Source organism: Bacteroidota bacterium (assembly GCA_016718825.1).
Taxonomy (GTDB): Bacteria; Bacteroidota; Bacteroidia; order J057; family JADKCL01; genus JADKCL01.
This window is the reverse complement of the sequence record JADKCL010000026.1, coordinates 54,941-81,369: the sequence shown is the minus strand read 5'-3', so window position 1 is coordinate 81,369 and position 26,429 is coordinate 54,941. Positions and strand designations below refer to the sequence as shown.

Here is a 26,429-nt window from a genome sequence, read left to right as displayed (position 1 = left end):
GGCTCTTTTCACACTCACACTATGTCTCTCACTCTGCATCGCTTGGGCCCGAATGCGCGTGAAGTCCCACGATTGGCTGCAGATTGTCGTCGGATGGGCAGCCGGTGTCGCGGCCGCAGTGGTGATCGTGGTAGCGTTTCCTTGGAATTGAGCAAAAGCCTCAACCCGGATTCGAAGGCTAGCAAATCCCATTTCCAATTCCCCGAATCCTTCTTAAATTTCGGACGTCGGCAATCGGCAGTTTGATACCTTATATATATGTCTGAAATCCTGCTCTACGAAGTCAAAGACAAGGTCGCGACAATCACCCTCAACCGGCCCGAACGCTACAATGCGTTTGACAATCCGATGAGTTTTGAGTTCATCGATGCCCTCAAGGAGGCGCGCAAGGATCCGGGGGTGCGTGCGGTCGTGCTCACGGGCGCGGGCAAGGCATTTTGCTCCGGGCAGGATTTACAGGCAGTGGTCGGAACGAAACGCAGTCTGGGCGAATCGGTTGACAAACGCTACAATCCCATGGTGCGATTGATCACGCAAACCGAAAAGCCCTTCATTTGCCGTATGAATGGCGTTGCCGCAGGCGCGGGCGCGAGCTTGGCCTTGGCTTGCGACTACGTCGTCGCCGTCGATACCGCCTCGATGGTCTGGGCATTTGCCAATATTGGCTTGGTGCTTGACAGCGGATCGTCCTTTTTCCTTCCCCGACTCGTCGGCCGCCAAAAAGCATTCGAAATCGCGACTTTGGGTGAGAAGCTTCCGATCGCAGAGGCGTATCGTCTTGGATTGGTCAATCAGGTCGTACCGGCCGAGCAACTCGACGAGACGGTTGCTGCCATCGCGCAGCGTTACGCCAATGCCCCGACCAAGGCCATCGGCCTGATCAAACGCATGTTGCACCGCAGCTTTGAGTCGTCGCTCGACGATATGCTGGAGCAGGAAAAATTCGGGCAGGAAACCGCAGGCCGCACTGAGGATTATCAGGAAGGCGTGAATGCATTCGTAGAAAAAAGGAAACCGACCTATCAAGGCAAATAACATCGACTGGGACCTCGTGCCGCAAACCCGCCTCGGCGGATGGTGGCATTTTTATGGTCCGCATTGGCACCAAGTCCACCTCAAACGCGAAGACGAGGTTCGCTTTGGCATGACGGGTGGCAAACTCCGGAAGTACGCCTCCATCCTACCTTGGCTCCAAACGCGCCGAATACAAACGGTTGCCTTGATTGGCAGCGCCAACAGCAACCAAATGTTGTCGGCGTCCATGCTGCTGCGCGAAAACGGCATTCGGCCGGTTCCATTCCTCAAAAAAGGTCATGCGGAGGGAACGAATCAATTTTTGCTGAGTTTGCTTGTCCCGCGGGACGAATGGCACCTGATCGATTCAGCACAATGGCCGGAAGTGGAAAAGCTTGCTGCTGAATTTGTTGCAGCATGCCGGGCGGATGGTAATCGTGCGCTGTACCTTCCTGAAGGGGCCTGTGTCAAGGAGGCCTTGGCCGGGGCGATGACCTTGGCAGCCGACATTCGCAGGAATGAAGAAGAAGCCGGAGAATTTACCGACATCTTTATCGACGCAGGAACGGGGCTCAGTGCAGCTGCTTTGCTTTTCGGGATGTTTGACTTGGGAATGAAAGCCAAGGTCCATATCACTTTGATGGCCGACAAGGAGGAAGTGTTTTTACAGAAATTCGAGACTTACAGAGCTTGGTATGCCGAATTGTTTGAACGCCCCTTGCCTGACCTGAGGGATCGTATGCTATTGCATCGGCCTGCATTCGGGAGGTCTTATGGCAGCGTGAACGCCGAAGTGATCGCAGCGATCAAGCGCTTCGCCGGGATGGGCATTTTCACGGATCCGATTTATTCAGCGAAGCACTTGGCGACGGCAGAGAAAATTTTGGAGGAAATGTCGCACTGCAGCATTGCACTTGTGATTCACAGCGGTGGAGCACAGGCCTTGCCCGGCTATGCACATTTGTTTCAGGATTAATCGGCCCGATCGCCTTAGAATGGAAAAACCAGGTACTTAACAAGCCAAAGTGCAAGCAATAAACCGCTCCCCAACGCCCACTGAAGGACTGGGGCGTACCGGGTCCATCCGATTCCCAACTTTACTTGGGTATAGGTGAGCAGGATGATTTTTTCGGCGAAAAAGGCGATCACAGTAGCCGCCGCGATGCCTGCGATTCCAAAGTATTGCATCAAAATCAGGCTTAAGACCACATTGATGACCAATTCGACGCCGGCGCTGAAGGTCATCGCAAACGTTTTGTGATAGCCACGGATGATCGATTGCGGGAACATCAACCTTGGAATCGTGAGCAGGAGAAACAAATCAAAAACGGGCACGGCCAATGGAAACCGGCCTTTGAATACGAATGCAAACAACGGACCACTCGCCAGAAGAAAAGCAATCGCGATAGGAAACATGCTCAATATCAAGCGTGAAGATGCTTTTTTCAGATCCTGGAAAGCATCCATCAGCTTACCGGTACCATGCGCCGCAGCTATTTCGCCCGCCTTTACAATGCTCATGGAGTTTGCGAGCAAGAGTACAAGCGGAAATTCCTTGGCGCCATAGCGGAAATCGACAAAGGCATCTGGAAAGTAGGTCTCCACGAGAAACCCGTCGACGTACACCGCGCTTTGACTCAGCAAAGTCGTGAGTGCCAATGGCAGGCTGATTTTCCAGAGCGCGCGGTAGGATTCGCTTGCGGTTTGATTTCCGTAACCTTGATTGGCTAAGCGCTGAAAACCCCAGGTCGTCTTGGCAACCACGAGCAGCAACAGCATTGGAACTATCCCTTCCATTCCCCAACCTGCCGCGAGTGGCACAGCGATACAAAGTACGTAACCCAATCCGCTGACTGCAGCAAATTGGAACAAGTCCTTTGAACGTCCTGTAGCCACCAATTGGTAGGGAAATTGATGGCTCATGGTTTCGAGACAATGGTACAGGGCAAATATTCCAAGGATTCCGGGATCAAGTTGAGGATAGGCAAAGTATCCGACGAGGAAAAAAGCCAATGTACTCAAAAGGGCCAGGGTGAGGACGGCCCATTGCGTATCTCTCAGGATACCAAGGGCATTGCCTTCGGCATTTCGTTTGTAAAGCAGCAGGAAACCGTCAAGCAAACCCCCGACCCAAAAAAAAGTGACGGATCCGCTGATGAGCAGAAGTGTTTCAAAATGATTGATTTCCTCTTTTTCTGCACCCAGCCACGCCATCAACACGGCTCCGAGCAACAAAGAACCATACCGTGACACCTGATACACCTGAAATGCAGAAGATGAACTTTGCATTATCCGTGTGATCGATGTATCTTTAATTTTCAAGCGGCTCGGCTCCAGAGAGAAATCGAAGGAAAAAAGCAAAGCTAATCCGTTTTTTGGCAAGTTTAGGGGGTAAAAAAAAGTGTTTTTGTTGGAGACAATTCAAATCGAGTGCGTAATCGAACTCGATTTCTAAGCAAGGCAAAAACGATTCAGGCGACCAGAATTGGATCTTATTGTCAATTCACCCCCTGATTACTGCGTAATTCAACGGAGTGTTTAAGGTTGTAACAGTGCGTTTGCGTTAGCGATATTAGCTTTAGAATTTAGGTAGGACTTTTAAAACACATTGCCATGAATGCCTTATTTGGACTGTTAACTTGGTTTTTCGGAATGTTTAACCCCACCCATCCGCCAATGACGGAAGGAGCTGCAACGGTATTGCCTGCATCTAATCCTGAGGATGCCTATGGCGTACATATCATCAATACAAATCCGCGTACGGTGGTTGCATTGGAGGATACGCATTTCCGTCCCAACCGCTGAGCGACGCGCGACCGCGTACCTCGTAGAAACGAAAAATGAGAAAGGAGTCCTTCAACCAAGGGGCTCCTTTTTTGCTTTACTGAATTCTCCTCAAAAGGAGAAATTTGTACAGAATTGCGCTAATTGGCGAATCGTTGTGGAAAAAGATTCAACCTAAAATGCATTTTGGGTAAATAAAAAGTGTTGAATTTTCCTGCGAATTCGTTAAGTTTGTGATCTTGATACTGCGAATTGTTCTTGATTTGCATTACAACATTAGTAGAAACTTTAAAGTTATTTGAGACATTGTATGAGTATGAAGAAATTTACTACACTCGCTCTTGCTGGGCTGGTGGCTACTTCAGTTTTCGGGCAACAAAATGCGCCTGTGAAGCAGAAGTACGTTGCAAGCCCTGAGCAGCTCAATGCGACTGCTTTTAATGTCAAAAACATGATGATTTTCCACGATGTGGAACAGCAGTCCATGGTGCGCGCAACCAGCTTGCCTACCGGACCTGTGGTTTCACCAAATGGTAAAGTCTCAGCTGTGAGCCCTGTGACCATCGGCACCGCTGGCAATGCCTTCACCGTTTTGCGCTGCGAGCAAAACCAAGTGTTTGCCAACGATGCCATTGATGCTGTTGGTTTCATGCACCGCAACAACCAAACTGTCTTTGGTGGATCAAGCGGCAACCTTCGCTATGACGTATCCATCGATGGTGGTACGACATTCAACAACGACATCGGCACGTTGAATCCAACGATGACTTTGCCAGCCCGTTATCCAAACGGTATGATCTACAATCCAGCAGGAAACACCAATCCTTTGGATGCCAAGATCATTCCTTATGCGCCAACTTTGGCAGCTTCTTGGGACGGTCACTTCAATGGCGTGAGCTCATTGGTTACCTCAGGTTCACCAACAGCCACCGAGCACTATGACTTCCAAACGACGTTGACCCTGCTCCCAGGCGGCCTTACTGAAGGTTTGTCAGGCGAGTTTTGGGCAGCTGACTTTGAATACAACGGTGCTGACTTGAACGGTCCTGTGACTGTATTCAAAGGTGTTTACAACTCAGGTTCAAGCGACGCAGCTTGGACACAAGTTGGCACTTTGAACCCCGCGCACAATACGCTTTTTGACGGTACTGTGTACATGATCGGACCAAACATCTCCTTCTCACCTGACGGTAGCGTTGGCTGGGTAGCATGGTTGGGCGACCTTACCGGTGGTACTGACGAAGTTTACTCCCCATGTTTCTCCAAAACCACCGACAACGGTGCAACTTGGAGCACTCCTGTTGAAATGAACTTGAACAGCGTTCCCTGGATCGCAGACAGCCTTCAGGCTTTCTGGACCGACTCACTTGGCAACCCTGCTTCTGACGGTATCGCAACCTGCTCATTTGACTTCGACTTTACCGTCGATGCCAATGGCAATCCTCACTTGGGTACCGTCGTAGGTACACATGGTTCTGGCCAGGCTTATTCGATCGCTTCCGGCATCGAGAAGTTCTATGCCGATATCTACAGCCCAGACGGTGGTGCAACTTGGACAGCTGCTTACATCTCCCCAGTGTTGACCTTCCGTACAGCTACTTTTGGTAGTACTGCTAGCACAGCATCTATGGACAATCAGTGCCAAATCGCACGCAGCGAAGATGGTCAGTACATTTTCTATGCATGGTCTGACTCTGACACCGCACTTGTAACCGGCAACCAAAATGGTATCGGTTTCGGTCAATCCGACAACACTGCACCTAACCTCCGTATTGCAGCAATGAACGTCTTGACTGGCGAGCAGAGCTACCCTAAGTTGGTTACTGACGGCGACTTGATCTGGGAAGGTCGTGCACTCTGGCCTACAATGGCTCCTACCGTGTTGAGCGATGGCCAAGGTTGCTTCAAGCTACCTATCGTTATCACAGAATTGCCTGCGAGCGAGCCAGTCGACCCAACCAACTTCTACTACTTCGGTAACGATGCTACGATCTGCGCCAGCTCTTTGTGCAACCCAGCTTCCATGAGCCTTTCATGGGATGCCTTTGCATTTGCCGGTGCAACTCCTCCATGCGCAGTCGGTGTTGACAACAACGTCGAAAGCAACGTGGTGTTGGGCAATGCATTCCCTAACCCAACCGCCAATCAGTCTGTGATCACCTTCGAATTGCCAGCAATCTCGAATGTATCCATGGATTTGGTGAACGTTTACGGTCAGCAAGTTGCAGTGCTTGCCAATGGCGAATATGCCGCTGGTGCTCACCGCGTTGTTGCTAACACTGAGGAATTGGCTTCGGGCGTGTATTTCTACAACCTCCGCACCAATGGTCAAGTGATCAGCAAGAAATTGGTTGTCGCCAAGTAATTGGGTTCAATCATAAAAAAAGGGGGGCCGACAACGTCGGCCCCTTTTTTTTGTTTGCAATTCAGCAAGAAAGGCCCCCTGCGGAGGCAATTTTCCCCTTAAAATTGATCTGTGTATTGAATTGGAACGGCAATGCTGTTGGCAAATTCCTCAAAAAGCACTACTTTAATGCTCTATTCAACTACAATTAAAAATATGAGAAATCTTTTACGTATTTCAGTTTGCATCCTTGCCGGCTTGCCGCTTTTGGGGCAGGCACAGCGACCCGCTCCCAAGGCGGTCGCTACCACCGAACAGCTCAATGCTCGGGAAACCTTCAAACCTCGGTTTGACAAGCTGGTTTCTGACTTTCATGACCAACACCAAATGTTGGCGCATGAAATCACTCCGATTGCTCCAGTTTCGCATACGAATGGAAAAGTCAGCGCAGTGAATCCCGTTGGCCTCGGTACTGCCAGCAATGCGCTCACTGCGCTACGCGGAGAACAAAATCAGGTAGCAGTCGACAACTTGACGGACGCAGTGGCTTTTATTCACCGTCAAGACATCACTGTCTTTGGAGGTGCCGGCACTGAGAATGGTAAGTTTCGCTATGACATCTCCATCGACAACGGTGCATCCTTCAGCAATGACATTGGGCCATTGCAAACCATTTACACCAACTACGGTCGCTACCCAAACTGCTCCTTTTTCAATGAAACCGGGACTTCCAATCCGTTGAATGAGAAATTGGTTTACGTTGCGCCTACCAATCGTTTTCCCACTCCGGGTTGGATTGGTCAAGTGAATGGTCTTTCTGACATCTCAACTTCAGCAGCACCAACCGCTACTGAACACTATCAATTCGATGGTGAGCCGGTATTGCTGCCTGGCGGACTTTGCGAGGGCTTGCCTGGCGAATTCTGGGCAATCGACATTTCCTTTGATGGAACCAATCCCATGGATTCGCTCCGCGTTTACAAAGGCACTTATAACACAGGTACATCCGACATGGATTGGGTTTTGGAGCATAAATTGGATCCAGGCTTTGACAAAACATTTGACGGCTCGATTTCAATGGTGGGTCCCAACATTGCATTCTCCCCAGATGGCATGACGGGATACATCGGCATGATGGCCAATGTGCTTGCCGGTACCAACACCAACAATGAAACATTGTTGCCCGTGTTCCTCAAAACCACTGACGGTGGTGATACTTGGGGTTCTGCGATGGAAGTGGACCTTGATGCAATTTCTTGGATCGCCGACAGCCTTCAAACGTTGTGGATTGACTCGCTTGGCAATCCTGCGTCTGACGGCCGCGCCATTGGAGGTTTTGATTTTGACATGACCGTCGATAGGGATGGCAACGTGCACATGGCCAATATCATCGGAACCTTTGGTGGCGGATTTGCCATCTCTTCAGGTCTGGCCAAGTTCATGGCGGATATCTATACTCCAGACGGCGGAGCCACCTGGGATGTTACCTATCTTAGCCCAGTTTTGACTTTCCGTGGCACCTATGGAGGTGGTTCCGCACCGATCACCATTGAAAAAAAAACCCCACCAACACAAAAAAACCCCCCCACAAAACCCCCCCCCCCCCCCCCCCCCCCCCCCCCCCCACCCCCCCCCCCCCCCCCCACCCCCCCCCCCCCCCCCCCCCCCCCCACACCCCCCCCCCCCCGGGCCGCCCCCCCCCAACCCCCCCCACCAGCCCCCCAAGGACCCCCCCCCCCCCCCCCCGCCCCCCCCCCCCCCCCCCCCCCGCCGCCCCCCCCCCCCCCCCCCCCCCCCCCCCCCCACCCCCCCAAGAACCCCCCCACCCCCCCCCCCCCCCCCCCCCCCGGGAACCCCCCCCACCCCCCCCCCCCCCCCCCCCCCCCCCCCCCCCCCCCCCCCCCCCCCCCCCCCCCTCCCCCCCCACCCCCCCCCCCCCCCCCCCCCCCCCCCCCCCCCCCCCCCCCCCCCCCCCCCCCCCCCCCCCCCCCCCCCCCCCCCCCGCCCCCCCCCCCCCCCCCCCCCCCAGCCCCGCCCCCCCTCCCCCCCCCCCCCCAACCCCCCCCCCCCCCCACCCCCCCCCCCCCCCCCCCCCCCCCCCCCCCCCCCCCACCCCCCCCAAAAAAAAAACCCCCCCCCCCCCCCCCCCCCCCCCCCCCCCCAACCCCCCCACCCCCCCCCCCCCCCCCCCCCCCCCCCCCCCGCCCCCCCCCCCCCCCCCCCCCCCCCCCCCCCAAACCCCCCCAAACCCCCCCCCCCCCCCCCAAAACCCCCACCCCCCCGCCCCCCCCCACCCCCCCCCCCCCCCCCCCCCCCCCCCCCCCCCCCCCCCCCCCCCCCCCCCCCCCCCCCCCCCCCCCCCCCCCCCCCCCCCCCCCCCCGGGCCGCCCCCCCCCCCCCGGGGCCAGCCCCCCCCCCCCCCGGCCCCCCCCCCCCCCCGGGGCTTCCCCCCCCACCCCCCCCCCCCCCCCCCCCCCCCCCCCCCCCCCCCCCCCCCCCCCCCCCCCCCCCCCCCCCCCCCAAACCCCCCCCCCCCCCCCCCCCCGGACCGGGAACCCCCCCCCCCCCCCCCCCCCCCCCCCCCCCCCCCCCCCCCCGCCCGGCCCCCGCAACCCCCAACCCCCCCCCCCCCCCCCCCCCCAACCCCCCAACCCCCCAACCCCCCCCCGGCCCCCCCCCCCCCCCCCAACCCAAACCCACCCCCCCCCCCCCCCCCCGGGCCCCCCCCCCCCCCCCGGGCCCCCCCCCCCTTCCCCCCCCCCCCCCCCCCCCCCCCCCCCCCGAAACCCCCCCCCCCCCCCCCCCCCCCCCCCCCCCCCCCCGGGAAACCCCCCGGCCCCCCCCGCGGCGGCGTTTTTCCCCCCCCCCTTTTTTTTACCCCCCCGCCCCCCCCCCCGCCCCCCCCCGACCTCCCCCCCCCCCCCCCCCCCCCCCCCCCCCCCCCGGCCCCGTTTTTCCCCGACCCCCCCCGGGGGGCTTTTCACCCCCGCCCCCCCGGGGGGTTCCCGCCCCCCCCCCCACCCCCCCCCGGGGGGACAAATTTTTAAAAAAAACCCTTTTCAAAGGAAAAAAAATTTCAAGAAAACCCACAACTTCTGTCAAGTTGCCCGTGACGATGCAGGCGAACACCTTTATTTCACTTGGGTCGATTCCGATACCTCGGTTTTCACCGGTTCCATGAATGGTATTGGTTTTGGCGAATCTGGCAACCTTGCACCCAACCTGAGAATGGTTGCAAAAGATCTAACAACCAATATGCAGACCTACCCGCAGTTGATCACCGACGGAGACCTTATCTGGGAAGGCCGGGTTCTGAATCCAACGCTTGCTCCGATCGTTGTTGAAAACGGAAACGTTCACGAGGTTCCTGTGGTTGTGCTCGAATTGTTGCAAAATGATCCCAATCTCCCAGCAAAGTTCTGGTACTTTGGCAATGACGTAACGGTCGATTTGAGTGATCCCAACATTTGGTGCTATCAGCCTTTAATGGAACTCGGTTGGACCTCGTTTTCAACGCCAGGATCCACTCCTGTATGCATCGTTTCCGTGGACAATTCGGTCAACAGCAACGTGGTGTTGTATGACTGGTACCCCAACCCTACCAACGGCACTGCCCGCATTCAATTTGAATTGCCTGCCGTGACGGAAATTTCCATGGTGGTTACCAATGCCTTCGGACAACAAGTCGCCGTGATCGCTCAAGGCGAGTTCAATGCTGGTTCACATATCGCAACATTGGAAACGGCTGACCTCGCTACAGGGGTTTACTTCTGCCAACTGATTGCGGGTGATCAAGTTTTCAGCAAAAAACTTGTCGTGACGCATTGATTTGCTCAAAATAAAAAAAGTCGGCCGGTCAATTTGATCGGCCGACTTTTTTTGTTTTGAACGAATTACTTTTTTCGTTAAATTGGTAGATAAGCTCTTTACATGTCCAAAACCGGGATCGCGGAGCGTAGTCTCAATCAGCAGATATGTCCCCGGCTGTATCCGTACCCTGCCCGCCCAGGTATAATCGTCTCAATTGCATTTTTATCATGGCAGGGCTCTTTTGATACCGCTGGATTGGAAACATATCTTTTTTTTTCCGCGACCCGGTTTTATTTTTCCGCACAACCGATTCTAGATGCTGAAGAGCCCAACCATCCCAATAGACTAGCGTATAGAATCAAGCACATGATTGCAGAAAACAACCTTGGTTTTTGCAAGTTTTCCGTAATTTTGAGCCGATTAAAAGCATTGTATCTTTAAAACAGCTCTTCAAATATGAGTTCTGAACAACCGAAAGGCATCAATACAGGTAGAATCATCAGCATCGTTTTGATCGCTGCATTGGCTGCACTTGTCGTCGTATTCTACATCAGAGGCAACAACTATAAAAATACGTTGGCAGAACGGGATACGGAGGTGGGTGAAATGACCTTCGAAATCGAAAATCTCGAGCAAGACCTCGATGAATACAAGGTAGACCTTGAAAACAAGGACCTTGCATTGGAGGAAAAAGAAAGAATGCTCGCAGAGAAGGAACAACAGTTGATCGACAAGCAAAAGAAGATCGATCAGCTGGTAAAGTCTGGCAAAATTTCGCAGCAAGATGCTGAGCGTCTGCGCGGTAAAGTGGAGCAGCTTGAGTATTACATTAAGAAATACCAGGCCGAAATCGATGAACTCAAAACACAACTTGCCCAAAAGGAAGTTCAAATTGCCGAGATGGGTGGGAAAATAGACACGATTTCAGGGAAACTGAGCGAAACCAATAGAAAGTTGGACGAAACGTCGTTCAAGCTGGAGACTGCTAAAATCTTGAATGCGCGTCCCTTTTACTTCTATCGTACAAAGGTCAGCGGCAAAGAGATTCAAGAAACAAGCTTCCGCGAAGGCCAACTTGACGGGATGAAAATCTGCTTTGACATCAACCAAAATCTAGCTGCAGATCGCGGGTCCAAGGATATTTTCGTGCAAGTGATCGGTCCCGACAACAAGGTGATCCGTGAGGAATCCAAAAGCGGATTTTTCAAGGCCAATGGCGAGGACCTCGCCTATTCATCCAAGTCTACGATCAACTATGATCGGGAAGCCATGAAAGTTTGTATCAACTTTGACAAGCCCGCCTCCTACGACTATACAAAAGGTGACTACCGTGTGATCGTCTTCTGCGAAGGCTACGACATCGGCAATTCAAAGTTTAGCGTGAAATAATCGTTTAAATCGATTTCAGCGAAAGCCGCAGGGACAACTTGCGGCTTTCGCATTGGATACATTACCCCAGAAGCAAGGCAATGTCAGAACCGAAACCAAGGAATATCAGTACGGGAAAGATTGTTACGATCGTGATGATTTCCATTCTCGTGGCCGCAGTCACCATTTTGTTGATTCAAAATATGGGCTTGCGTGGCGAGGTCGAGGAAGGTCTTCAAACAGAAGAAGAACTTACCACTGAAATTGACAACGTCGAACAGCAACTCAAGGAATTTGAGTTTGCCATGAATTCCAAAGACCTCGAACTTGAGCAAAAGGAGGCGATGTTTCAGGCCAAGGAGGCCTTGATTCTGGAACAAGAGCAGAAAATCGCATCACTTCTCTCCCGTAACCGGATTTCGCAGCAAGAAGCTGAAAGGTTGCGCGGACGCGTGGAAACACTTGAGTTTTACGTCAAGAAGTACGAAGGCCAAATCGCCGAATTGAAGGAGGAACTTGAGGAGCGCGATGCGCAAATTGCCAGCTTGCAAGGCGATCTTGCTACCACTGCAGGACAAAGGGACAGTATCCAAAACGTCAGTGAATACCGGGGAATCCAATTGGAAGGTGCCCAAAAGCTGAAGGCGCATTCGTTTACCTTTTTCCGCAAGAAGCAAAGCGGAGCCGAGGTCGAGGAAACCTCATTCAGGGCAAGCCAAATGGATGAGATCAAGGTTTGCATGGTGGTTGAGGAAAACAATACGACCAAAAAAGGCGAAAAAGACGTCTACATAAGAATCTTGGGGCCCGATGGAAAACTTGTGAAGGACGACGCCAAAAGTGGCTTTTTCAAATATGACGGAGAAGACCAGCAATACACCTCAAAAACGAAAATCAACTACGAAGGCGAAAGGATAAGCTCTTGCCTCGCCGTTGAACAGCCCAAGGGATTCGACTATCCTGAGGGAATGTACAAGGTCCTCGCCTATTGCGAAAAGCGAATGATCGGTAAGGCTGAATTCGAAGTCAAGTGAATCAATGATCGTTTCAGTGATGCTGATTGTTGAAATGTTTACAATTACAAAAATACATCACAAATAATTGAATGTGAGATATTTACAGTATTAACATTTCAACATTTAAAAAATCGCAAGACAAATCCTTCATTTATTCAACAGCACGTGTTGAATGCCCCGAATTGAGAATTCGTTGAAACCCTGCCAGCAAATCCCCGGCAATTTTTTTGCGGTCAAAATGGGATTCTGCCAGTCGTCTTGCGTTTTTTCCCATCTCGCTTCTTGCGGTTGGATTTTGAAGTAGCCATTCAATATTGTCGGCGAAGGCATGCAAATCACCCATCTTGCTTGCTCTCCCACAATTCCACTGCTCCAAATATTCCGCCTGCCAACCTTGGTAATTGAGCAGCACAGGCAAACCGCTCGCCAAGTAGTCATAGAATTTGTTTGCACTGTTTGCCTGCAGCACAGAAAACGGAGCAAAGGTCACAACACCGATGTCCGCAGTGGCGAGCAGATCAGCAACCTGCTCCTTTGGAACAGGATCCAGGAATCTCAATCCTTTTACCTCGACATTGGCCGCATGCGCTTTTACCCTTGCCAAGTCGTTTCCGCCTCCCAAGATGCTAAACTCCACCTCAGACACCCCGCGACTTTCCAACAGCTTGCAGACATCGACAATGGCCTCCACGCCATTCGCCAAGCCCACAGTGCCGGTATAGATGATCTTCAAGTTTGGCTTGGCTTCTCTTGCCTGAAAAGGAAAGGCTTTCAAAGAGGTGCCATTGTAAGAGACGATGACCTTTTGAGGGTCGACACCATGCGTCAAGATTTGTTCCTTCATGCCGTCAGAAAGGGCCACGATCAATGAAGCTTCCCGATAAATCCGGTTGACACGACGGTTCAGCCACCACTTCAGGACTGGATTCTTCACAATTCCCATTCCGATTGGAACATCGGGCCAAACATCCACCGTTTCAAAGACAAAAGGGATTTCCCAGTGTCGGGAAAGTTTACGGCCCAACTCTCCCACTGTCGGCGGCGTCGAAGAAGCATAAATCAGATCCGGCTTGGGAAGTCCCTTGGCAATTTGCCGCGCCTTGCGGTAAAATTGGAGGAACGCTTTGACTCTTTCCCTGAAACGCATCAAATGGGAATAAGGCACCGCTAAAGGCACCACATGGATTCCATCGATCTCAAGATCTTGCTGCTTATCACCGCCTTTCAGATGCGCAGGAAAATAAGCGGTCGAAGTCAGAACGGTCACTTTATGGCCCGCCTGCACCCACAGGCGCGCCAACTCCAAGGAACGGTTGTTACCGATTCCGCCCGGCGGACAGAAATATTGATGAATGTAGAGAATGTGCATTCTCAGGAATGCTGCTGAGCCTCCTCAGGCTCTAGTTCACGATCTTGCCTCTCTTTAAATGCACGGTCGAAGGTTCGCGCAAAACGCTGCTTTGCAAGCCCGATTCGCTCCCCTTTTTTATAGAGCCGGAAGAATATGGCAAAAACCACAATGATGTAACCGACAAAAATGGCTGTTTGCACGACCGACCAAGTCAAAAGATATCGAAGGCCAAAGACTGCAAGCAGCCCGGAAACCAAGGAAACCAACCCAAGTACGAAGGGTACGAATTTGTCTGCCACACCAAGATAGGTCATGTGATGCGTCAAATGATCCTTGCCGCCAACAAACGGCGACTGTCCACGCATGATGCGTGCAAAGGTCACAAAAGTGGTGTCCATAATGGGAACAAGGAAGAGCATCACCGGCACAATTGCGCGTGTCGGCCAATAGACACTTTTTCCATCAACCTCGAAGTTCCAGAAAAACTTGATTCCAATCACGGCAAGCAAGGCTCCGAGGAATTGACTGCCGGTGTCACCCATGTAGATTTTGGATGGTTTGACGTTGAGAATGAGAAATCCAACAAAGGCTCCACTGGAGGCCAACAATGTAAACAGGTAGGGATTCATTACAGAGTCGCCATCGAGCAACAAGATTCGCAAGACCGTGGCCATCACGATCGTCAGGGATATCGTGCCCGTGATTCCATCCATATTGTCGAGGAGGTTGATGCTATTCATGATCCCAACCACCCAGAAGATGGTAAGGAAATGGTCAACTGGCCAGAAATCAAACAAATTGATTCCCAAGTCGAATACGATCAAGATCAAGGCACAACCTACTTGCCCGAGAAATTTGATTAAAGGTTTGGTTTCAAAAACATCATCGTGGAGCCCAACAAAAAAACCGAGCGTAACGACGGCCATGGTTACCCAGAATTCGACGGCAACCCCGTCACCATGCTCCTGCGTAAACCAAAAGACCAACCCTGCAAGTACATAAGTAAAGAAGAATGAAAAACCACCCACCGTTGGCTTGGTGGTGGCCGCCCATCTGACTATGTTTTCGTCTTTGTACTGTGCGCCAATGTTGCGCGAGTACTTGTACATAAACTTGTTGAGTAAAAACGAAAATACTGCAGAGGCAACAACAAGAATGAGCAGAAGAAGATACAAGCTCTTAAATTGGTTGATAATCTATTCAAATTTAGGCAAACGCCTCCACACTGCCAACGGAAATCGACACTGTGGCCCAATTTAAAGAGGATTGGAGCATTTGGTCCGTTAACAGACGAATATTCAGGGTGAACGTCAGAAAAATGCCTTTAACTGCACACGCCCGGTATGCAATGTTTTCTTGTCGATCGCAGCCCTTCCGTCATAGGTGATCCCAAGTTCCAAGGCCTTGCTCAGATAAATCGTCGAAAAAACCTGCCAAATCGCATTGAGACCAGGCTGCAAACTCTCTCGTAGCTCATATTCGGCTGAAAATCCGGCATCGCCCCTTTGGCCAACCTGCACAAGCTCAACCTTTCCGAAAATGTTGTTGCGGTCCTTCAGGTTCCATTTTGCGTCCAAAGACAGCTTGTGCATGTTCACGGTAGTCTTTGTCTCTGTGCTGTCGCTGGAATTGACCTTGTGCTTGAATTCGTAGCCTGTTGTGAGCCTCAGCTTGCGGCTGAGTTGAAAATTGATACTTGGTTTGACTTCCCAATAGTCGATGTCAAAGCTGCGGCTGTCAAATTGCGCTGCCTCGCTCCTTTTGTTGCCGATCTGAAACTCGTTTTCGATGCTTTTGCTTTTTCCGAAATTCAAACGCTGCTCCGTTCCCCAATACCGAAGGCTCCTTGTCTCATTCCCGCTCACCAAAAAGAGCTTGTTTTTGTTGTCTCCGTAGGAAAATTTCAGGTCACCCACAGGGTCGTTCCGGAAGAAATAAAGATCCTGACGGAACGTGTATTGGGCGTCGAGCAAGGTCGTATCCCCAAAAACGTCGCCAAGACTCACGAGATAGCTGTCGAATTGGCTTCCTGCCGCCTTCTTTTGGGCCACCCTGAAATTCGTGATCGAACTCGTATTCCGCACGATCTCCAACAAGGGGCTTTCGGTTCGTTTCCAGGCCTTTTTAAGGTCGATCTTAAAGTTTCCGCTGAAGTTCAAAGCTGTGGTCGGAAACAGTTGCGCCGACGGGATGAGGATTCGGACATAGAAATTGCTTCTGTTGGGATTTATGCTGTACTGGAATTCGTCGAGCGACTGCACTCCGTTGCTGTCGGCATCGATCCATTCGTAGTCGCCTTGCCCGGGATAAACCTCGATATACGCGACCTGCTTTTGAGCGACTTGTTCGGAGGTCACTTCATACAATACATTTGAAAACAGAACGCGGTTGTTGGTGTACCACGATCCCTGAAAGTTGGTGATCAAGGTTTGGCTGTTGGTAAGTCCCTTTTCCAGGAATTTGGAATCCTTGACATTAAAATTCCGTAACGAACTGGTATTCTGAAAGTTGAGGGTAGATGTCGGCGACCAGATGATCTTCATGCCTTCCGTATGAGCAACGGATTTTTCCCGGAACGATGAATCGGCCTGCTCCCATTCCTTGCGGTAATTGTAAAAAATGCTCAGGTCCAACTTCTCGGTTTTAATCGTTTTGAAGTAGGGTTTGATGTCTGCGAATCGAAATGCGCCTGCCTGTGCTATTCCATCGGCGACCTTCGTTTTGTCTTCCAACCAAATCTCGACGCCGGGACGGAGCTTTCCGATGTCTTTGTGCACGTCGCCATTGTGGCGGGTCCACCTTGAAAATACCGAGTCGACCTTGTCTTCAGTGCCCACGGTCGTGAAGGTGTACTTGCCCTGCAACCATTTGTGGCTGCTTTCCAACTCATACAGCTGTTTGATCGAAAAAAGCCGTTGCCCATAGGTGCGAATGCCTGCATTGCCCAACAGACGGAGTGATTTACCGTAGCGCAACTCGGCAATGCCTTCGCTCACGTTCTCATTCAGGCGTTCGCCGAGGTCATCAAAGTTCCATTCGCGTCCATATTCGACCTTGTACACCCGGTCCAAATTGGTATATCCCTTCCCGACAAATCGGTGGCTTGCATCCAAACGCAATTGCAGGGAATCTGAAACCTTGAGACCTTCGACACGAATGCCGGTCTTGTTGGCGAGGTCGGCATTGTCGGCATCATCGATCGAAGAAAACCGGTTCTGATCATTGGAACTCAGGGCGGTCTCGGTGTAGGCCAAGGATTTTTCCGAGATCTTATACTCCGCGACCACATCGACGACTTGCAGCAATTTTGGGGGAACTAGTACGCGAATCGGCGCATAATCGCCCCGCGGACGCAATGTCAGGCTATCAGGGGCAACCCATTTAAAAACCGTTCCATTCACCAGGCTCGCATCCCGTACGTACATACCGTTGCCAACGCCGACGTTGGAAAAGGTGATGCGGTAGACGGCCTTGGAGGGATCAGTGCTGAAGACATAGGCCTCGTAGGTATTTCCCAGGAAAACGCTGTCCACGCGCGCGTAACGCACAGCAGATGGATTGTCAGGCGGGCCCACACTGTCCACGCCGGTTACAGCCGCCAAATTGGCATCGTCGCCTGCGGCACGCAAGGAATCCAGTTCGAGGTCGGTGAAGGGCCCTTCAATGGGTGCATTCTGATTGTCGGCATCCCGACCGTAACTGCCTTTGATGTTGAGCTTTCCCTTGAGCAATTCGGCACCGAAATCGGCAAAAAGCAACGAGCGGTTGTAATTGCGGTCAGTGTATTCAAAGTCGATCACAATTCGGGCAGCACTCGTCACCAAACGTTGCGCCGTGAAGGTCAATTCGCCGGTATTGTAGTCGATGACGTAGTCATTTCCTTCGCCACGCGTCATCAAGGCACCGTTGAAATAAACCTTTTCACTGCCGGCGAGGACGATGATAAAGCGTTCGCCATTGCGGCCGGTGAGCCGATAGGGTCCTTGGATCCCCTCCCGACCTATAAAGCTGTTGGTCTGGAATTTGCCCTTTGCAACGGCCCCATTGATGCCTGCATACCCCTTTTTGTCTCCCTTCACCCGGAAACCAATCCCTTGTACGTTTCGGTAAAAATTGGCGAATTGTGTGCCTTTGTGGTCAATTTCAAAGTCACCGAGAATCACCTTGTCGTCTTTGCGGATCAACTGAATGAAAACCTTGTCAAAGTCGTTGATCTGTTGGGTGGTCCCATCAGGCTGAATGGGAATTGTCTCGTCGGTGATGGCAGCTTGCAACTTAAGGTCATCACCCAGATCACCTTCCAACTGCAACCGCAATCCACTGTTGACCGAGAGGCTCTGATTGTTGCCGACACTCAGTCCGCGAGAAATACTTCCACTTCGCCGAATCGCACTCGGCATAAAAACCACACTTTCATCGTTTTTGTAATACTCGTCTACAAAGATCTCCCGCTTTTCGCCGGTACTGTCCACTTGCAACCTGAACGTGCGCAAGGCAAACCTTTGCTGCAAAAATTCAGGGAAATATCTAAAAGTAATACTTGCACTTTTACCATCCAATGAATTGTCTTTCAATACAATGTATCCTTCAGTTTCATTCAGTTCAAAGGCACTGGCAAGCACGGGTTTGCCCTCGACCATCATCGAAAAAGTATAAGGTGTGAGGTGGGTTTGTCCAAGGTGCAGGGTGTCATCTACATGCAGGGTCACCGTCTGCTGCACAAGCTTGGAATTCTGTGCCTTGGCTGTATGGAAAAACAGCAAGGAAATTGTGCCCAACAAAAGGCAAGCCCATCGCTTAGCCCCTCGGCAGTTCCACAAAAAACCTTGTTCCTTTTCCGACTTCACTTTCAAAATAAATCCTGCCTTCAGCGCCTTCGACGATCTTCTTTACAATTGCCAATCCGAGGCCCATGCCCGACGACTTTGTCGAGAACCTTGGTTCAAAGATACGGCTGCCGATCTCCTCGGGGATACCCTTTCCGTTGTCGGAAATCATCACTTTCGCAAGATCGCCTTCCACGGTCATTTTCACCAAAACCAAGCCCTGTTCATGTTCAATCGCCTGTTTCCCGTTTTTAATCAGGTTGTTGAACACGCGTGAGAGCTGGTCACGGTCTGAATGTACATAGAATTCCTCGACGGGCATATCCAATTCCAATTGCACATCCCCTTCATTTGCATAAAGGTCCACCACTTCTTGAATGACTGCCTGCAGGGGAAACTTGCTTTTTACCGGTTCAGGCATGTTCGCAAATTGGCTGAAGGAATTGGCGATATTGACCAATGACTCCACCTGCACAAGAATGGTACGCGTGACTTTTTCAAAAAGTGTGTTCAGTTTCTCGTTGGCGGGTTTGTCGCTTGCCCATGTGCGCACGAGATGCTGCACACTCAAACGCATGGGCGTCAGCGGATTTTTGATTTCGTGGGCGACTTGGCGGGCCATTTCTTGCCAAGCCATTTCCCTTTGGCTACGCGAAAGCAGTTCTTCGGAATCCGCGAGCTTTTTGAGCATTTCATTGTAGGCCTGAATAATTTCGCCGATCTCGTCGCTGCTGTCCCATTGAATGGGTTCGTTGAGACGGCCGAGGTTGGTGTCATGCAGCTTTTGGCTGAGCAAACCCAAGGGTCGCACAATGGAATTGGAAATCACGACGGCAACGATTCCAATGGCAAGGAAGATAAAAACATAGATATTGACCAACAGCGTCAACAACCTGAGGCTCTGCTCATTGACCTTCTCCTGATTTTTGTAATAGGGAATGTTCAAGAAACCGACGATTTTCCGTTCATCGCTCATGATCGGATAAAAACCGCTGAAATAGTTGACATTTCCAATATTGTCTTCGATCACGATGTCGCTGATGCTGCCATTGCGAATCGCACGATAGACCTCCGGGTTCATATAATTGCTCGTCAAACCCAATTCAAAAATACTGGGCTGCGTCGTGCGGTGCAGCTTTCCATTGCTGTAATAGATGTTGATGTCGTTTCCGAATGCTTTTTCGACCGAACTGAGCCGTTCCTCCAAGGTTTCACTCAGATTTTGGCGCAATCCACCATGAATAGCGGAGTAGGAAGTGGACCTGCGACGCAATTTCAAATAATCTTCACGGATATAGGAAGCAATTTGCTGGGTTTGTACCTGCAATTCCCGTCGAATGTCCTTGAAAATATGCTCCTTGATATAAGGCGAGAGAAAAAACACCACGATAAACAGCGGAAGCACCGACAGAATCAGAAAAAATGCCTGAATCCTTGCCTTCAAACTCAGATTTCGAATCTTAACCCGTCCTCGGACCATGCGAATGAGCCAAACCGGCAGCATCAGCGCAATCGAAGCCAGGATAAAGAAGTAAAATATGTAGGAAAATACGTTGACGGCATCAAATGCACCTAAAACCGGACGTCTGACGTCGACAACTTTCCCATTCCCTACCTGGTCATAGAGATGTTGGTAACGTCCCTCCCGCTGCAAGGTGATATTGCCACCCGAAACGACCGACGGGCCTTTGTAAAAGATCGGAAATGGATCATCGGAATGCTTGCGGAAGAGTTTCCCCTCCTTGTACACAGCATAGTCGAAGTCGTTGGCAATCAAGGCCCTATTTCGCACATGATCATCCAACAACAGCTGCGGATACAGCCGGTTGGGTGAAATCTCGGTAGGCTGCAATTCGACCCAAACGGTCATGCTACCCAAGCTGCGCAGCAGCAATTGAAATTGGCCGATGTAGAGATTCTCAAACAGGCCTTTGTAATATTTGACGAGGTACAGCCCGTCGGTCATGGTGCTTGCGCCCATTTGTTGCAAGCTCGGATCCGAATTGGGGAATAAGTAAGGCCGGTAATCGCCCGTCTTGTCGAGCAAAACGGTATCCTTGTCGTAGATGAAAATGCGCACCTCATACCCCTTGAAGCTGGATTCGAAGAATTGCTCCTTCAACCGCCGCGCCAAGCCTTTGACCTCGGTATAATCCAACAAAAAAGCCTCGGCTTCGACCTCTTCGACGACGCGGTCAAAGACAAACTCCGTGATGAGGTCGTGGTCGTCACTCTGCTGATCTGCAAGCAATTGCATCTGGAAATTTGCGCGACTGTCATTGCCTTTGACAATCCCCACCATCGCGAGCAGGCTAAACATGAAAATGACGAGCAGGAAATTGGGAAGATCAAGCTTGAACACCAAGCTCCGCCGTGTTCGCGCGAAAATCAACAGGCAAAGTCCCACGACCAATGGCAAGGCTACCAGATAAGCGAAGTCAAGCCCAACCAAGAAATAGATGAGCGCCAGCATCCAAGCCAGGGACAGCAACATCTTGCCTGCACTACCCTTGCCCTTGAAAAAATGAAAACTGAAACGCATGAGTTCGAGCAAGATCAGCAGCCAAGCCACCAAAACGGCCCCAATCATCGCAAATGCGAGGTAGGAATACGTTTCCAGCTCAAATACATTCTCAAACTCAAAGTTGATGACCGAATGCTCGATCACGTTTTGGACAAAGGTGAGGAAGGCGCGTGTCAACAGCACGCAGATCGTCAATATCCCACATTGCAGCGCCCAGGCAATGATTCCGTTGCGCAGTGCTTTTTTGTAGAGCAGCGAAATGCGTCGACGGTAATGTTTGACGAGCAACCAAACCGCCAACACCAAGATGGCCACATTGATAAGAAGGTCTCCCAACGAAGGGGAATAGGTGCCGACGGCGAGAATTCTGGGCGAAAACACCTCGGTATTGAGGTAGGAATTCGGGAGCCCGAGATAAAAAAGCAGAATGCGTGCACAAAAAAGGAACAAAAGAAACGGCCATATTCCACTGATTTTCAACGATCCTATCCAAAAAACTTTCGTTCCAGGAAGGACACCATTCCGAAAAGCAGCAAAACAAAGGCAACAGAATAAAGGGCCACAACGAGCAACCGGGTGCTCTGCACGAAAATGCCCAAGTCGGGGACCGTGAGGCAATACACAAAATTATCGGCGCCATCAAAGACGCGCACACCACCTTCGACTTGTCGCAGGTGTACTTCAAATTTGTCTGATGCCGCCATCACGGCAGCGTCGTTGCCATAGCGTCCCAAGAAAATCTTTCCGGGCAAAAAGGCATTCGCGACCTTGTAGTCAATGGATACAGGGATGAGCGTAACGATCTGATAAGGAGGCGCATCGTGGCGCAGCAAATAGAAAATCTTGTTCTTGTCTTGCAGAGTCCGGCGATTGGGATAGGTACAAAGGTCGTCCATGATGCGTGGAGACGGCATCAATTCCGAGTTGTTCCAATCCGTGAGCTGACAATCCTTGTCGAGGGCCATGCGCACGATGCCCTCAGAAATCCCGAGCAGATGGGTTTGGCTGTAATGGGTGGCGATTTCTTCGGATGCCTTGGAAGTCGACTGCACCAAATCGACAAAGTCGGATTTAATGTTGCGTTCCAAATCAGCGATCAGGCTTGCATCGTCCTTTCCGCGCTCCCAGATCAGGAAAGCGGTTGCCAACGTACTCAAAAAGAGTGCGCTCACGAGGGAAATGAAAGTTTTGGTCCACAAGACCCGTCTCATGCCCTCAATTTAGGAATAATTTGGGAAGCCTCAGTTTTCAGAGAAATATCGGCTGCTAGAAATTTCCGAACCGGTTTTAGGCGACTTGGATGCCTGAAGCCCTTCATCCAGAAAAGTCTGGAACTCATCCTTTAGATAAACCGGAACCTTGATCGATTGGCGCTGAAACCGCATCGGCTCTACCGCCACGATGAAGGTGATATTGACATTGGGATAGTCAGGAACGACGTAATAATCAACGATTTGACTCCACTCAAGTAGCTTCACTGAATTCCGGAGCGGCAGAATGCCACGGGTCATCACGATGCCTTTTTCCATGACCATTTGCACAAGCATGTTGCGCATGCCCATGTAGACCATCGCGAGCCCAATCACAGCAAGGTTGCAGCAGAGACCCAAATTCAGGAACTGCCGCACGTTGATTCCAGCGAAACGGATGGGATCGAGATACCCGAAGTAGGTGAAAATGCAAGAGACTCCAACGATAAACAGCACCAAGGCCACGATGAAAAATACAATCGTGAGCAACACCATTTCGGATTTTGGCCAGATGAAAACAGGTTTGCCGAGGCTCTTTTTGTACCAAACAGACAGCATAAGCAGGCTGGGCGCGATCAGTACCGCGAACAACAGGCTCAAATTGAGCATCAAATCAATGACTTCGGCTGCCATTTTAGATTCAAAAAATACTACTCCGACTAGCTACGAAAATTATACAAAACAATCCAAAAAACGAATCCGGTGATCAAACTTTTCAGGTCGATTCCTTCTGCGCTTCACCATCAATAACGCATGAAGGCCGCGAAATACTATTCTAAGTAACTTTTTTTCACCAAAAAGTTCTTCACATAATCTTCCACACCTGCCTCCAACGTAGAAAACCCCTCTTGGTAACCCGCATTGACCAATTTTTCCATCTTTGCCTCGGTAAAATATTGGTACTTGTCGCGAATGTCTGCCGGCGTGTCGACAAAGTCGATCTTGGGTTCGGTCCCCATTGCTGCAAAAACTGCTCTTCCCAAATCCAAAAAGCTTCGTGCTTTTCCGGTTCCAAGGTTGTAGATGCCCGACTGCGGCCGCTTTTGCAGCAGGAACTTGATCACTTTGACTACGTCTTTGACGTAAACAAAGTCCCGCATTTGTTCACCGTCACCAAAATCCGGCCGATGTGAACGGAAAAGCCGCAAGCTACCGGACGCCTGAATCTGATGATAGGCATGGAAAATCACGCTTGCCATACGGCCTTTGTGGAATTCATTGGGGCCATAGACATTGAAAAATTTCAATCCAGCCCAAAAACGTGGCTGCCTGGGTTGGGCCAATGCCCATTTGTCAAACTCATTCTTGCTTTCGCCATAAGGATTGAGCGGCTTCAGCTGCGGAATCAGCGCCTCGTTGTCGTCAAAACCAAATTCGCCCTCACCGTAAGTCGCGGCGCTTGAGGCGTACACCAATGGAATTCCAAATTCAGCACAAAGGCGCCAAATTTTCTGCGAATACCCGAAATTCAAATGGTCAAACACCTCATGGTTCATTTCGGTGGTATCCGTTCGTGCGCCCAGGTGAATGACCGCCTGAATCCCCTGCTCCTTTCCTACCACCCAAGTCCAGAATTCCTCGCGGTCAACCACCGCTTCTGCAGGCAGATTTTTCCAGTTGGGCTGCTTATCCTCCCGGCTGAAATCATCGACCAGAACCAGTGGTTTCCAACCCATGTGACCGAGCTCGGCGGCGACACAACTCCCGATAAATCCTGCTGCACCTGTGACGATATACATGCTGCCTCCTTTGAAAAACCGTTCTATTTGTACAAACCCATTCCTTCGCCGACGGCCAGAAGCGCATTCACTGCCGCCTTGCCTTCCAGCCCCATATCCAATGAAAAGTCATTGACATACAATTGAATATGTTGCTGCATGACGCTTTCACTCAGCTCCTGCGCATGGGCGCGCACAAACGGCATGCTCGTCTCCGGATGCTCAAATGCATAGGCGATGCTGTCATGCAAGAGCGCGTCGATGCGTGCGATGAGCTCCTCTCCCAGGCTTCTCCGCACGCAAATTGCACCGAGTGGTATCGGCAATCCTGTTTTTGCTTCCCAATAGGCCCCCAAATCCTGCAAACAGACAAGTCCCTCGTCTTGGTAGGTGAATCTGTTTTCATGGATGATCAAACCAGCATCTGCCGCCCCTGATTTCACGGCAGGCATCACCTCATGAAACAGCATTTCCTGCCGGTTCTGAAGCCCGCTTTCAAAATAGCTCAACAGCAAATTGGCGGTCGTATTTTTCCCTGGAATGGCAATTCGGGCATTTCCAGCCACCAATTCGGCAATCGAAACGGCCTCACGGGCAATCAGCAGGGGGCCACAACCCAAGCCCATTGCGCTTCCGGCATTGAGCAAGGCATAGTCGTCCCGGATCAGGCCGTAGGTGTTGTAGCTGACCTTTACGATGTCCAGTTTACCGGCAATCGCTGCATGATTGAGGTGCAAGATATCGGCCATCGTCACCTCAAAATCAAGCCCATTCGTGTTGATTCGCCCATTCACGAGCGCGTCAAACATAAACGTATCGTTGGGGCAAGTGCTAAATCCAAGTGTGAGTTTCATAGTGCTTCTCCCGTTTCCAACCGTTGCAAGCGAAACAACAGTTCCTTTTGCACGGCTTCCACTGCTTCTTTCAATTTCCAAGCCTCCCGGTTTCGCGGCTCGACGCGGTTGCTGATGGCTCTCAAAGCCCTGAATGGAACATTTTCAATCAAACAGCCTTGAAAAAATGCCGCGCCTTCCATGGTCTCAACCTCAGGATTCCAAATTTGTTCCATTCTTCGAATGCCTTCTTCGGTTCCGGAAATGCGATTTACGGAGATGGCCTTGCAATGCCTGAGACCTTCCAAGGGCAAGGCCGGCTGTCGCAAGACATTGTAAAAAGGCTGATTTCCAAGCCTGAAATTGGCGAAACCAAGCGTTTCCAGCGGCAAAAATCCGGAGGGACTCTCAGCACCCAGTTCAGCGAAACAATCCTGTTGCAGCTCGACGACCTCGACAAGCGCAGGTCCGCCCTCAAATGCACCTGCAATCCCGAATTGTATGGCGATGTCCGGGCGTTCGCGCTGCAACTCCCGACCGAAGTGCCAAGCGGTATTGACCATTCCGATGCCGGTATGCAACAAAGTGATGCGATTGCCGCTGTTGCTGTCAATTCCAACGGCCCCGCGCTCCTCCAAATGCATGGAAAAGTGCTCCCTGACGGAATCCGATTCAAAAGGAGTGGCGGCGATGAGCAGTATCTTCAATGAGACCGATGTTGAACCCTGCAAAATTAGGCGAAAGCTGTCAAAGAATTGCGATGTAAGAATCTTGGGAATTTTTGGATTTGCACCTAAAATCTGGCCATTCTTGGAGAAAAATCGTGGAATGTGCAGCAAAGTTCCCACATCACGATCACACTCTGCAACGAAACTGTGATAATTCCCCCGTTGGCGGTTGTGTAACAATACCATGATTTTTGTCAGTCTATTCGGCTGCAAAATCTTCCATTATCAATGAATTTGCGGTTAATTTGCATCCTAATAGAAACCGAAGGTGCGTCAGGCATTCCAAAATTTCTGTTTTCAATAAAAATTCGAGGGGTTATGGAGCAGCATATTATCATTTCATGCACGCATGAGGATAAGCGCTATCTAAGCAAGATTCAAAAATGGGCGACCCAAGGAAAGCTAGGCGGCAAAGTCTATGTGATTCCGCAGGACGACGACTATTTTTATTTTGAGGATGGCAGCGTGGATGAAGATCGGATGATTTGGGCGTTGAAGGAAGCTTCGCTCGTGATCGTTTTGATCGGAGAAAACAATTTGGACCATCCTTGGCTCGAATGGGAAGGCGAGTTTTGCCATCAATGGGGAATTCGCAGAGTGCTTCTACGCATTCCCTACACCACAGGCCCGATTCCCGACGAATTCAAATTCCTCCGCGAAATCGCCTACAACCCCAATGCCATCGAAAAAGAGCTCAAAGACAGGGAAAATCCTGGGGGATACTGATTTTGAATTGAGAATTGAGAATTGAGAATTGAGAATTGGAGAAACCTGAAGGGTTCAGCAAAGCTAATGGAGAACTGCCGCAGGTGGACAGCGCAACTAAAAGCGTGTAAGTAGGCAAATCCAGGTTTCGGATCTTT

At 51.3% G+C, this 26,429-nt stretch carries 20 protein-coding genes; 9 read left to right on the top strand and 11 right to left on the bottom strand.

The features are described 5' to 3' along the window. The 3 genes from IPN95_22395 to IPN95_22385 all read left to right on the top strand — a co-directional run. Positions 1-151: phosphatase PAP2 family protein (locus tag IPN95_22395; protein ID MBK9452118.1), on the top strand; the 151-nt coding region annotated here is incomplete at its 5' end. Positions 152-258: 107 nt separating this feature from the next. Beyond that, positions 259-1,035, top strand: a complete 777-nt coding sequence (locus IPN95_22390; GenBank protein ID MBK9452117.1) for an enoyl-CoA hydratase/isomerase family protein — start codon at positions 259-261, stop codon at positions 1,033-1,035. 16 nt (positions 1,036-1,051) lie between these two features. Beyond that, positions 1,052-1,990 (top strand): hypothetical protein, encoded by a 939-nt coding sequence (locus tag IPN95_22385; GenBank protein MBK9452116.1) that lies wholly within the window; start codon positions 1,052-1,054, stop codon positions 1,988-1,990. Positions 1,991-2,004: 14 nt separating this feature from the next. Here IPN95_22385 and IPN95_22380 read toward each other — a convergent pair whose 3' ends face one another. Continuing rightward, the gene (locus IPN95_22380) at positions 2,005-3,303 is read right to left on the bottom strand and encodes a polysaccharide biosynthesis C-terminal domain-containing protein (protein MBK9452115.1); all 1,299 of its coding nucleotides are present in this window, start codon (positions 3,301-3,303) and stop codon (positions 2,005-2,007) included. Positions 3,304-3,627: 324 nt separating this feature from the next. Between IPN95_22380 and IPN95_22375 the strand changes: the two genes are divergently transcribed. Together IPN95_22375 and IPN95_22370 are read left to right on the top strand one after the other, a co-directional pair. Next, the gene (locus IPN95_22375; GenBank protein ID MBK9452114.1) at positions 3,628-3,819 is read left to right on the top strand and encodes a hypothetical protein; all 192 of its coding nucleotides are present in this window, start codon (positions 3,628-3,630) and stop codon (positions 3,817-3,819) included. Between the two features lie 295 nt (positions 3,820-4,114). Further along, positions 4,115-6,163: a T9SS type A sorting domain-containing protein gene (locus tag IPN95_22370; protein ID MBK9452113.1), complete on the top strand. Its 2,049-nt coding sequence runs from the start codon at positions 4,115-4,117 to the stop codon at positions 6,161-6,163. A 474-nt stretch (positions 6,164-6,637) separates the two neighbouring features. On the opposite strand, the gene IPN95_22365 is transcribed toward IPN95_22370, so the two are convergent. Beyond that, positions 6,638-6,946, bottom strand: a complete 309-nt coding sequence (locus IPN95_22365) for a hypothetical protein (protein MBK9452112.1) — start codon at positions 6,944-6,946, stop codon at positions 6,638-6,640. A gap of 2,373 nt (positions 6,947-9,319) precedes the next feature. Between IPN95_22365 and IPN95_22360 the strand changes: the two genes are divergently transcribed. From IPN95_22360 to IPN95_22350, 3 genes are all read left to right on the top strand, one after another. Continuing rightward, positions 9,320-9,970: a T9SS type A sorting domain-containing protein gene (locus tag IPN95_22360; GenBank protein ID MBK9452111.1), complete on the top strand. Its 651-nt coding sequence runs from the start codon at positions 9,320-9,322 to the stop codon at positions 9,968-9,970. A 438-nt stretch (positions 9,971-10,408) separates the two neighbouring features. Further along, positions 10,409-11,341, top strand: a complete 933-nt coding sequence (locus IPN95_22355) for a hypothetical protein (GenBank protein ID MBK9452110.1) — start codon at positions 10,409-10,411, stop codon at positions 11,339-11,341. A gap of 80 nt (positions 11,342-11,421) precedes the next feature. After that, positions 11,422-12,354 (top strand): hypothetical protein, encoded by a 933-nt coding sequence (locus IPN95_22350; GenBank protein ID MBK9452109.1) that lies wholly within the window; start codon positions 11,422-11,424, stop codon positions 12,352-12,354. Between the two features lie 133 nt (positions 12,355-12,487). On the opposite strand, the gene IPN95_22345 is transcribed toward IPN95_22350, so the two are convergent. The 9 genes from IPN95_22345 to mqnB form a co-directional block, all read right to left on the bottom strand. Further along, positions 12,488-13,705, bottom strand: a complete 1,218-nt coding sequence (locus IPN95_22345) for a glycosyltransferase family 4 protein (GenBank protein ID MBK9452108.1) — start codon at positions 13,703-13,705, stop codon at positions 12,488-12,490. Positions 13,706-13,707: 2 nt separating this feature from the next. Beyond that, the gene (locus tag IPN95_22340) at positions 13,708-14,796 is read right to left on the bottom strand and encodes an undecaprenyl/decaprenyl-phosphate alpha-N-acetylglucosaminyl 1-phosphate transferase (GenBank protein ID MBK9452107.1); all 1,089 of its coding nucleotides are present in this window, start codon (positions 14,794-14,796) and stop codon (positions 13,708-13,710) included. Between the two features lie 201 nt (positions 14,797-14,997). Then, positions 14,998-18,468 (bottom strand): hypothetical protein, encoded by a 3,471-nt coding sequence (locus tag IPN95_22335; protein ID MBK9452106.1) that lies wholly within the window; start codon positions 18,466-18,468, stop codon positions 14,998-15,000. A gap of 16 nt (positions 18,469-18,484) precedes the next feature. Then, positions 18,485-21,517 (bottom strand): HAMP domain-containing protein, encoded by a 3,033-nt coding sequence (locus IPN95_22330; protein MBK9452105.1) that lies wholly within the window; start codon positions 21,515-21,517, stop codon positions 18,485-18,487. Positions 21,518-21,522: 5 nt separating this feature from the next. Next, the gene (locus tag IPN95_22325; protein ID MBK9452104.1) at positions 21,523-22,248 is read right to left on the bottom strand and encodes a hypothetical protein; all 726 of its coding nucleotides are present in this window, start codon (positions 22,246-22,248) and stop codon (positions 21,523-21,525) included. Between the two features lie 30 nt (positions 22,249-22,278). Next, the gene (locus IPN95_22320; protein ID MBK9452103.1) at positions 22,279-22,920 is read right to left on the bottom strand and encodes a hypothetical protein; all 642 of its coding nucleotides are present in this window, start codon (positions 22,918-22,920) and stop codon (positions 22,279-22,281) included. Positions 22,921-23,057: 137 nt separating this feature from the next. Next, entirely contained in the window at positions 23,058-24,026 is a 969-nt protein-coding gene (gene rfaD / locus IPN95_22315; GenBank protein MBK9452102.1) for an ADP-glyceromanno-heptose 6-epimerase, read from the bottom strand. A 23-nt stretch (positions 24,027-24,049) separates the two neighbouring features. Further along, complete coding sequence (locus IPN95_22310) at positions 24,050-24,859, bottom strand: 1,4-dihydroxy-6-naphthoate synthase (GenBank protein MBK9452101.1); 810 nt, start codon at positions 24,857-24,859, stop codon at positions 24,050-24,052. Then, positions 24,856-25,545, bottom strand: a complete 690-nt coding sequence (gene mqnB / locus IPN95_22305; protein MBK9452100.1) for a futalosine hydrolase — start codon at positions 25,543-25,545, stop codon at positions 24,856-24,858. The genes IPN95_22310 and mqnB overlap by 4 nt, the downstream gene beginning before the upstream one ends. Before the next feature lie 339 nt (positions 25,546-25,884). On the opposite strand from mqnB, the gene IPN95_22300 reads away from it, so the two are divergent. Next, entirely contained in the window at positions 25,885-26,292 is a 408-nt protein-coding gene (locus tag IPN95_22300; GenBank protein MBK9452099.1) for a hypothetical protein, read from the top strand. The last annotated feature ends 137 nt before the right edge of the window (positions 26,293-26,429 follow it).

Excerpts from the sequence above, each read along its gene's own strand:
- IPN95_22390 (MBK9452117.1), top strand. The coding sequence starts at position 259 with ATGTCTGAAATCCTGCTCTACGAAGTCAAAGACAAGGTCGCGACAATC.
- IPN95_22380 (MBK9452115.1), bottom strand. The coding sequence starts at position 3,303 with ATGCAAAGTTCATCTTCTGCATTTCAGGTGTATCAGGTGTCACGGTAT.
- IPN95_22375 (MBK9452114.1), top strand. The coding sequence starts at position 3,628 with ATGAATGCCTTATTTGGACTGTTAACTTGGTTTTTCGGAATGTTTAAC.
- IPN95_22370 (MBK9452113.1), top strand. The coding sequence starts at position 4,115 with ATGAAGAAATTTACTACACTCGCTCTTGCTGGGCTGGTGGCTACTTCA.
- IPN95_22360 (MBK9452111.1), top strand. The coding sequence starts at position 9,320 with ATGAATGGTATTGGTTTTGGCGAATCTGGCAACCTTGCACCCAACCTG.
- IPN95_22355 (MBK9452110.1), top strand. The coding sequence starts at position 10,409 with ATGAGTTCTGAACAACCGAAAGGCATCAATACAGGTAGAATCATCAGC.
- IPN95_22350 (MBK9452109.1), top strand. The coding sequence starts at position 11,422 with ATGTCAGAACCGAAACCAAGGAATATCAGTACGGGAAAGATTGTTACG.
- IPN95_22345 (MBK9452108.1), bottom strand. The coding sequence starts at position 13,705 with ATGCACATTCTCTACATTCATCAATATTTCTGTCCGCCGGGCGGAATC.
- IPN95_22340 (MBK9452107.1), bottom strand. The coding sequence starts at position 14,796 with ATGTACAAGTACTCGCGCAACATTGGCGCACAGTACAAAGACGAAAAC.
- IPN95_22325 (MBK9452104.1), bottom strand. The coding sequence starts at position 22,248 with ATGAGACGGGTCTTGTGGACCAAAACTTTCATTTCCCTCGTGAGCGCA.
- IPN95_22320 (MBK9452103.1), bottom strand. The coding sequence starts at position 22,920 with ATGGCAGCCGAAGTCATTGATTTGATGCTCAATTTGAGCCTGTTGTTC.
- rfaD (MBK9452102.1), bottom strand. The coding sequence starts at position 24,026 with ATGTATATCGTCACAGGTGCAGCAGGATTTATCGGGAGTTGTGTCGCC.
- IPN95_22310 (MBK9452101.1), bottom strand. The coding sequence starts at position 24,859 with ATGAAACTCACACTTGGATTTAGCACTTGCCCCAACGATACGTTTATG.
- IPN95_22300 (MBK9452099.1), top strand. The coding sequence starts at position 25,885 with ATGGAGCAGCATATTATCATTTCATGCACGCATGAGGATAAGCGCTAT.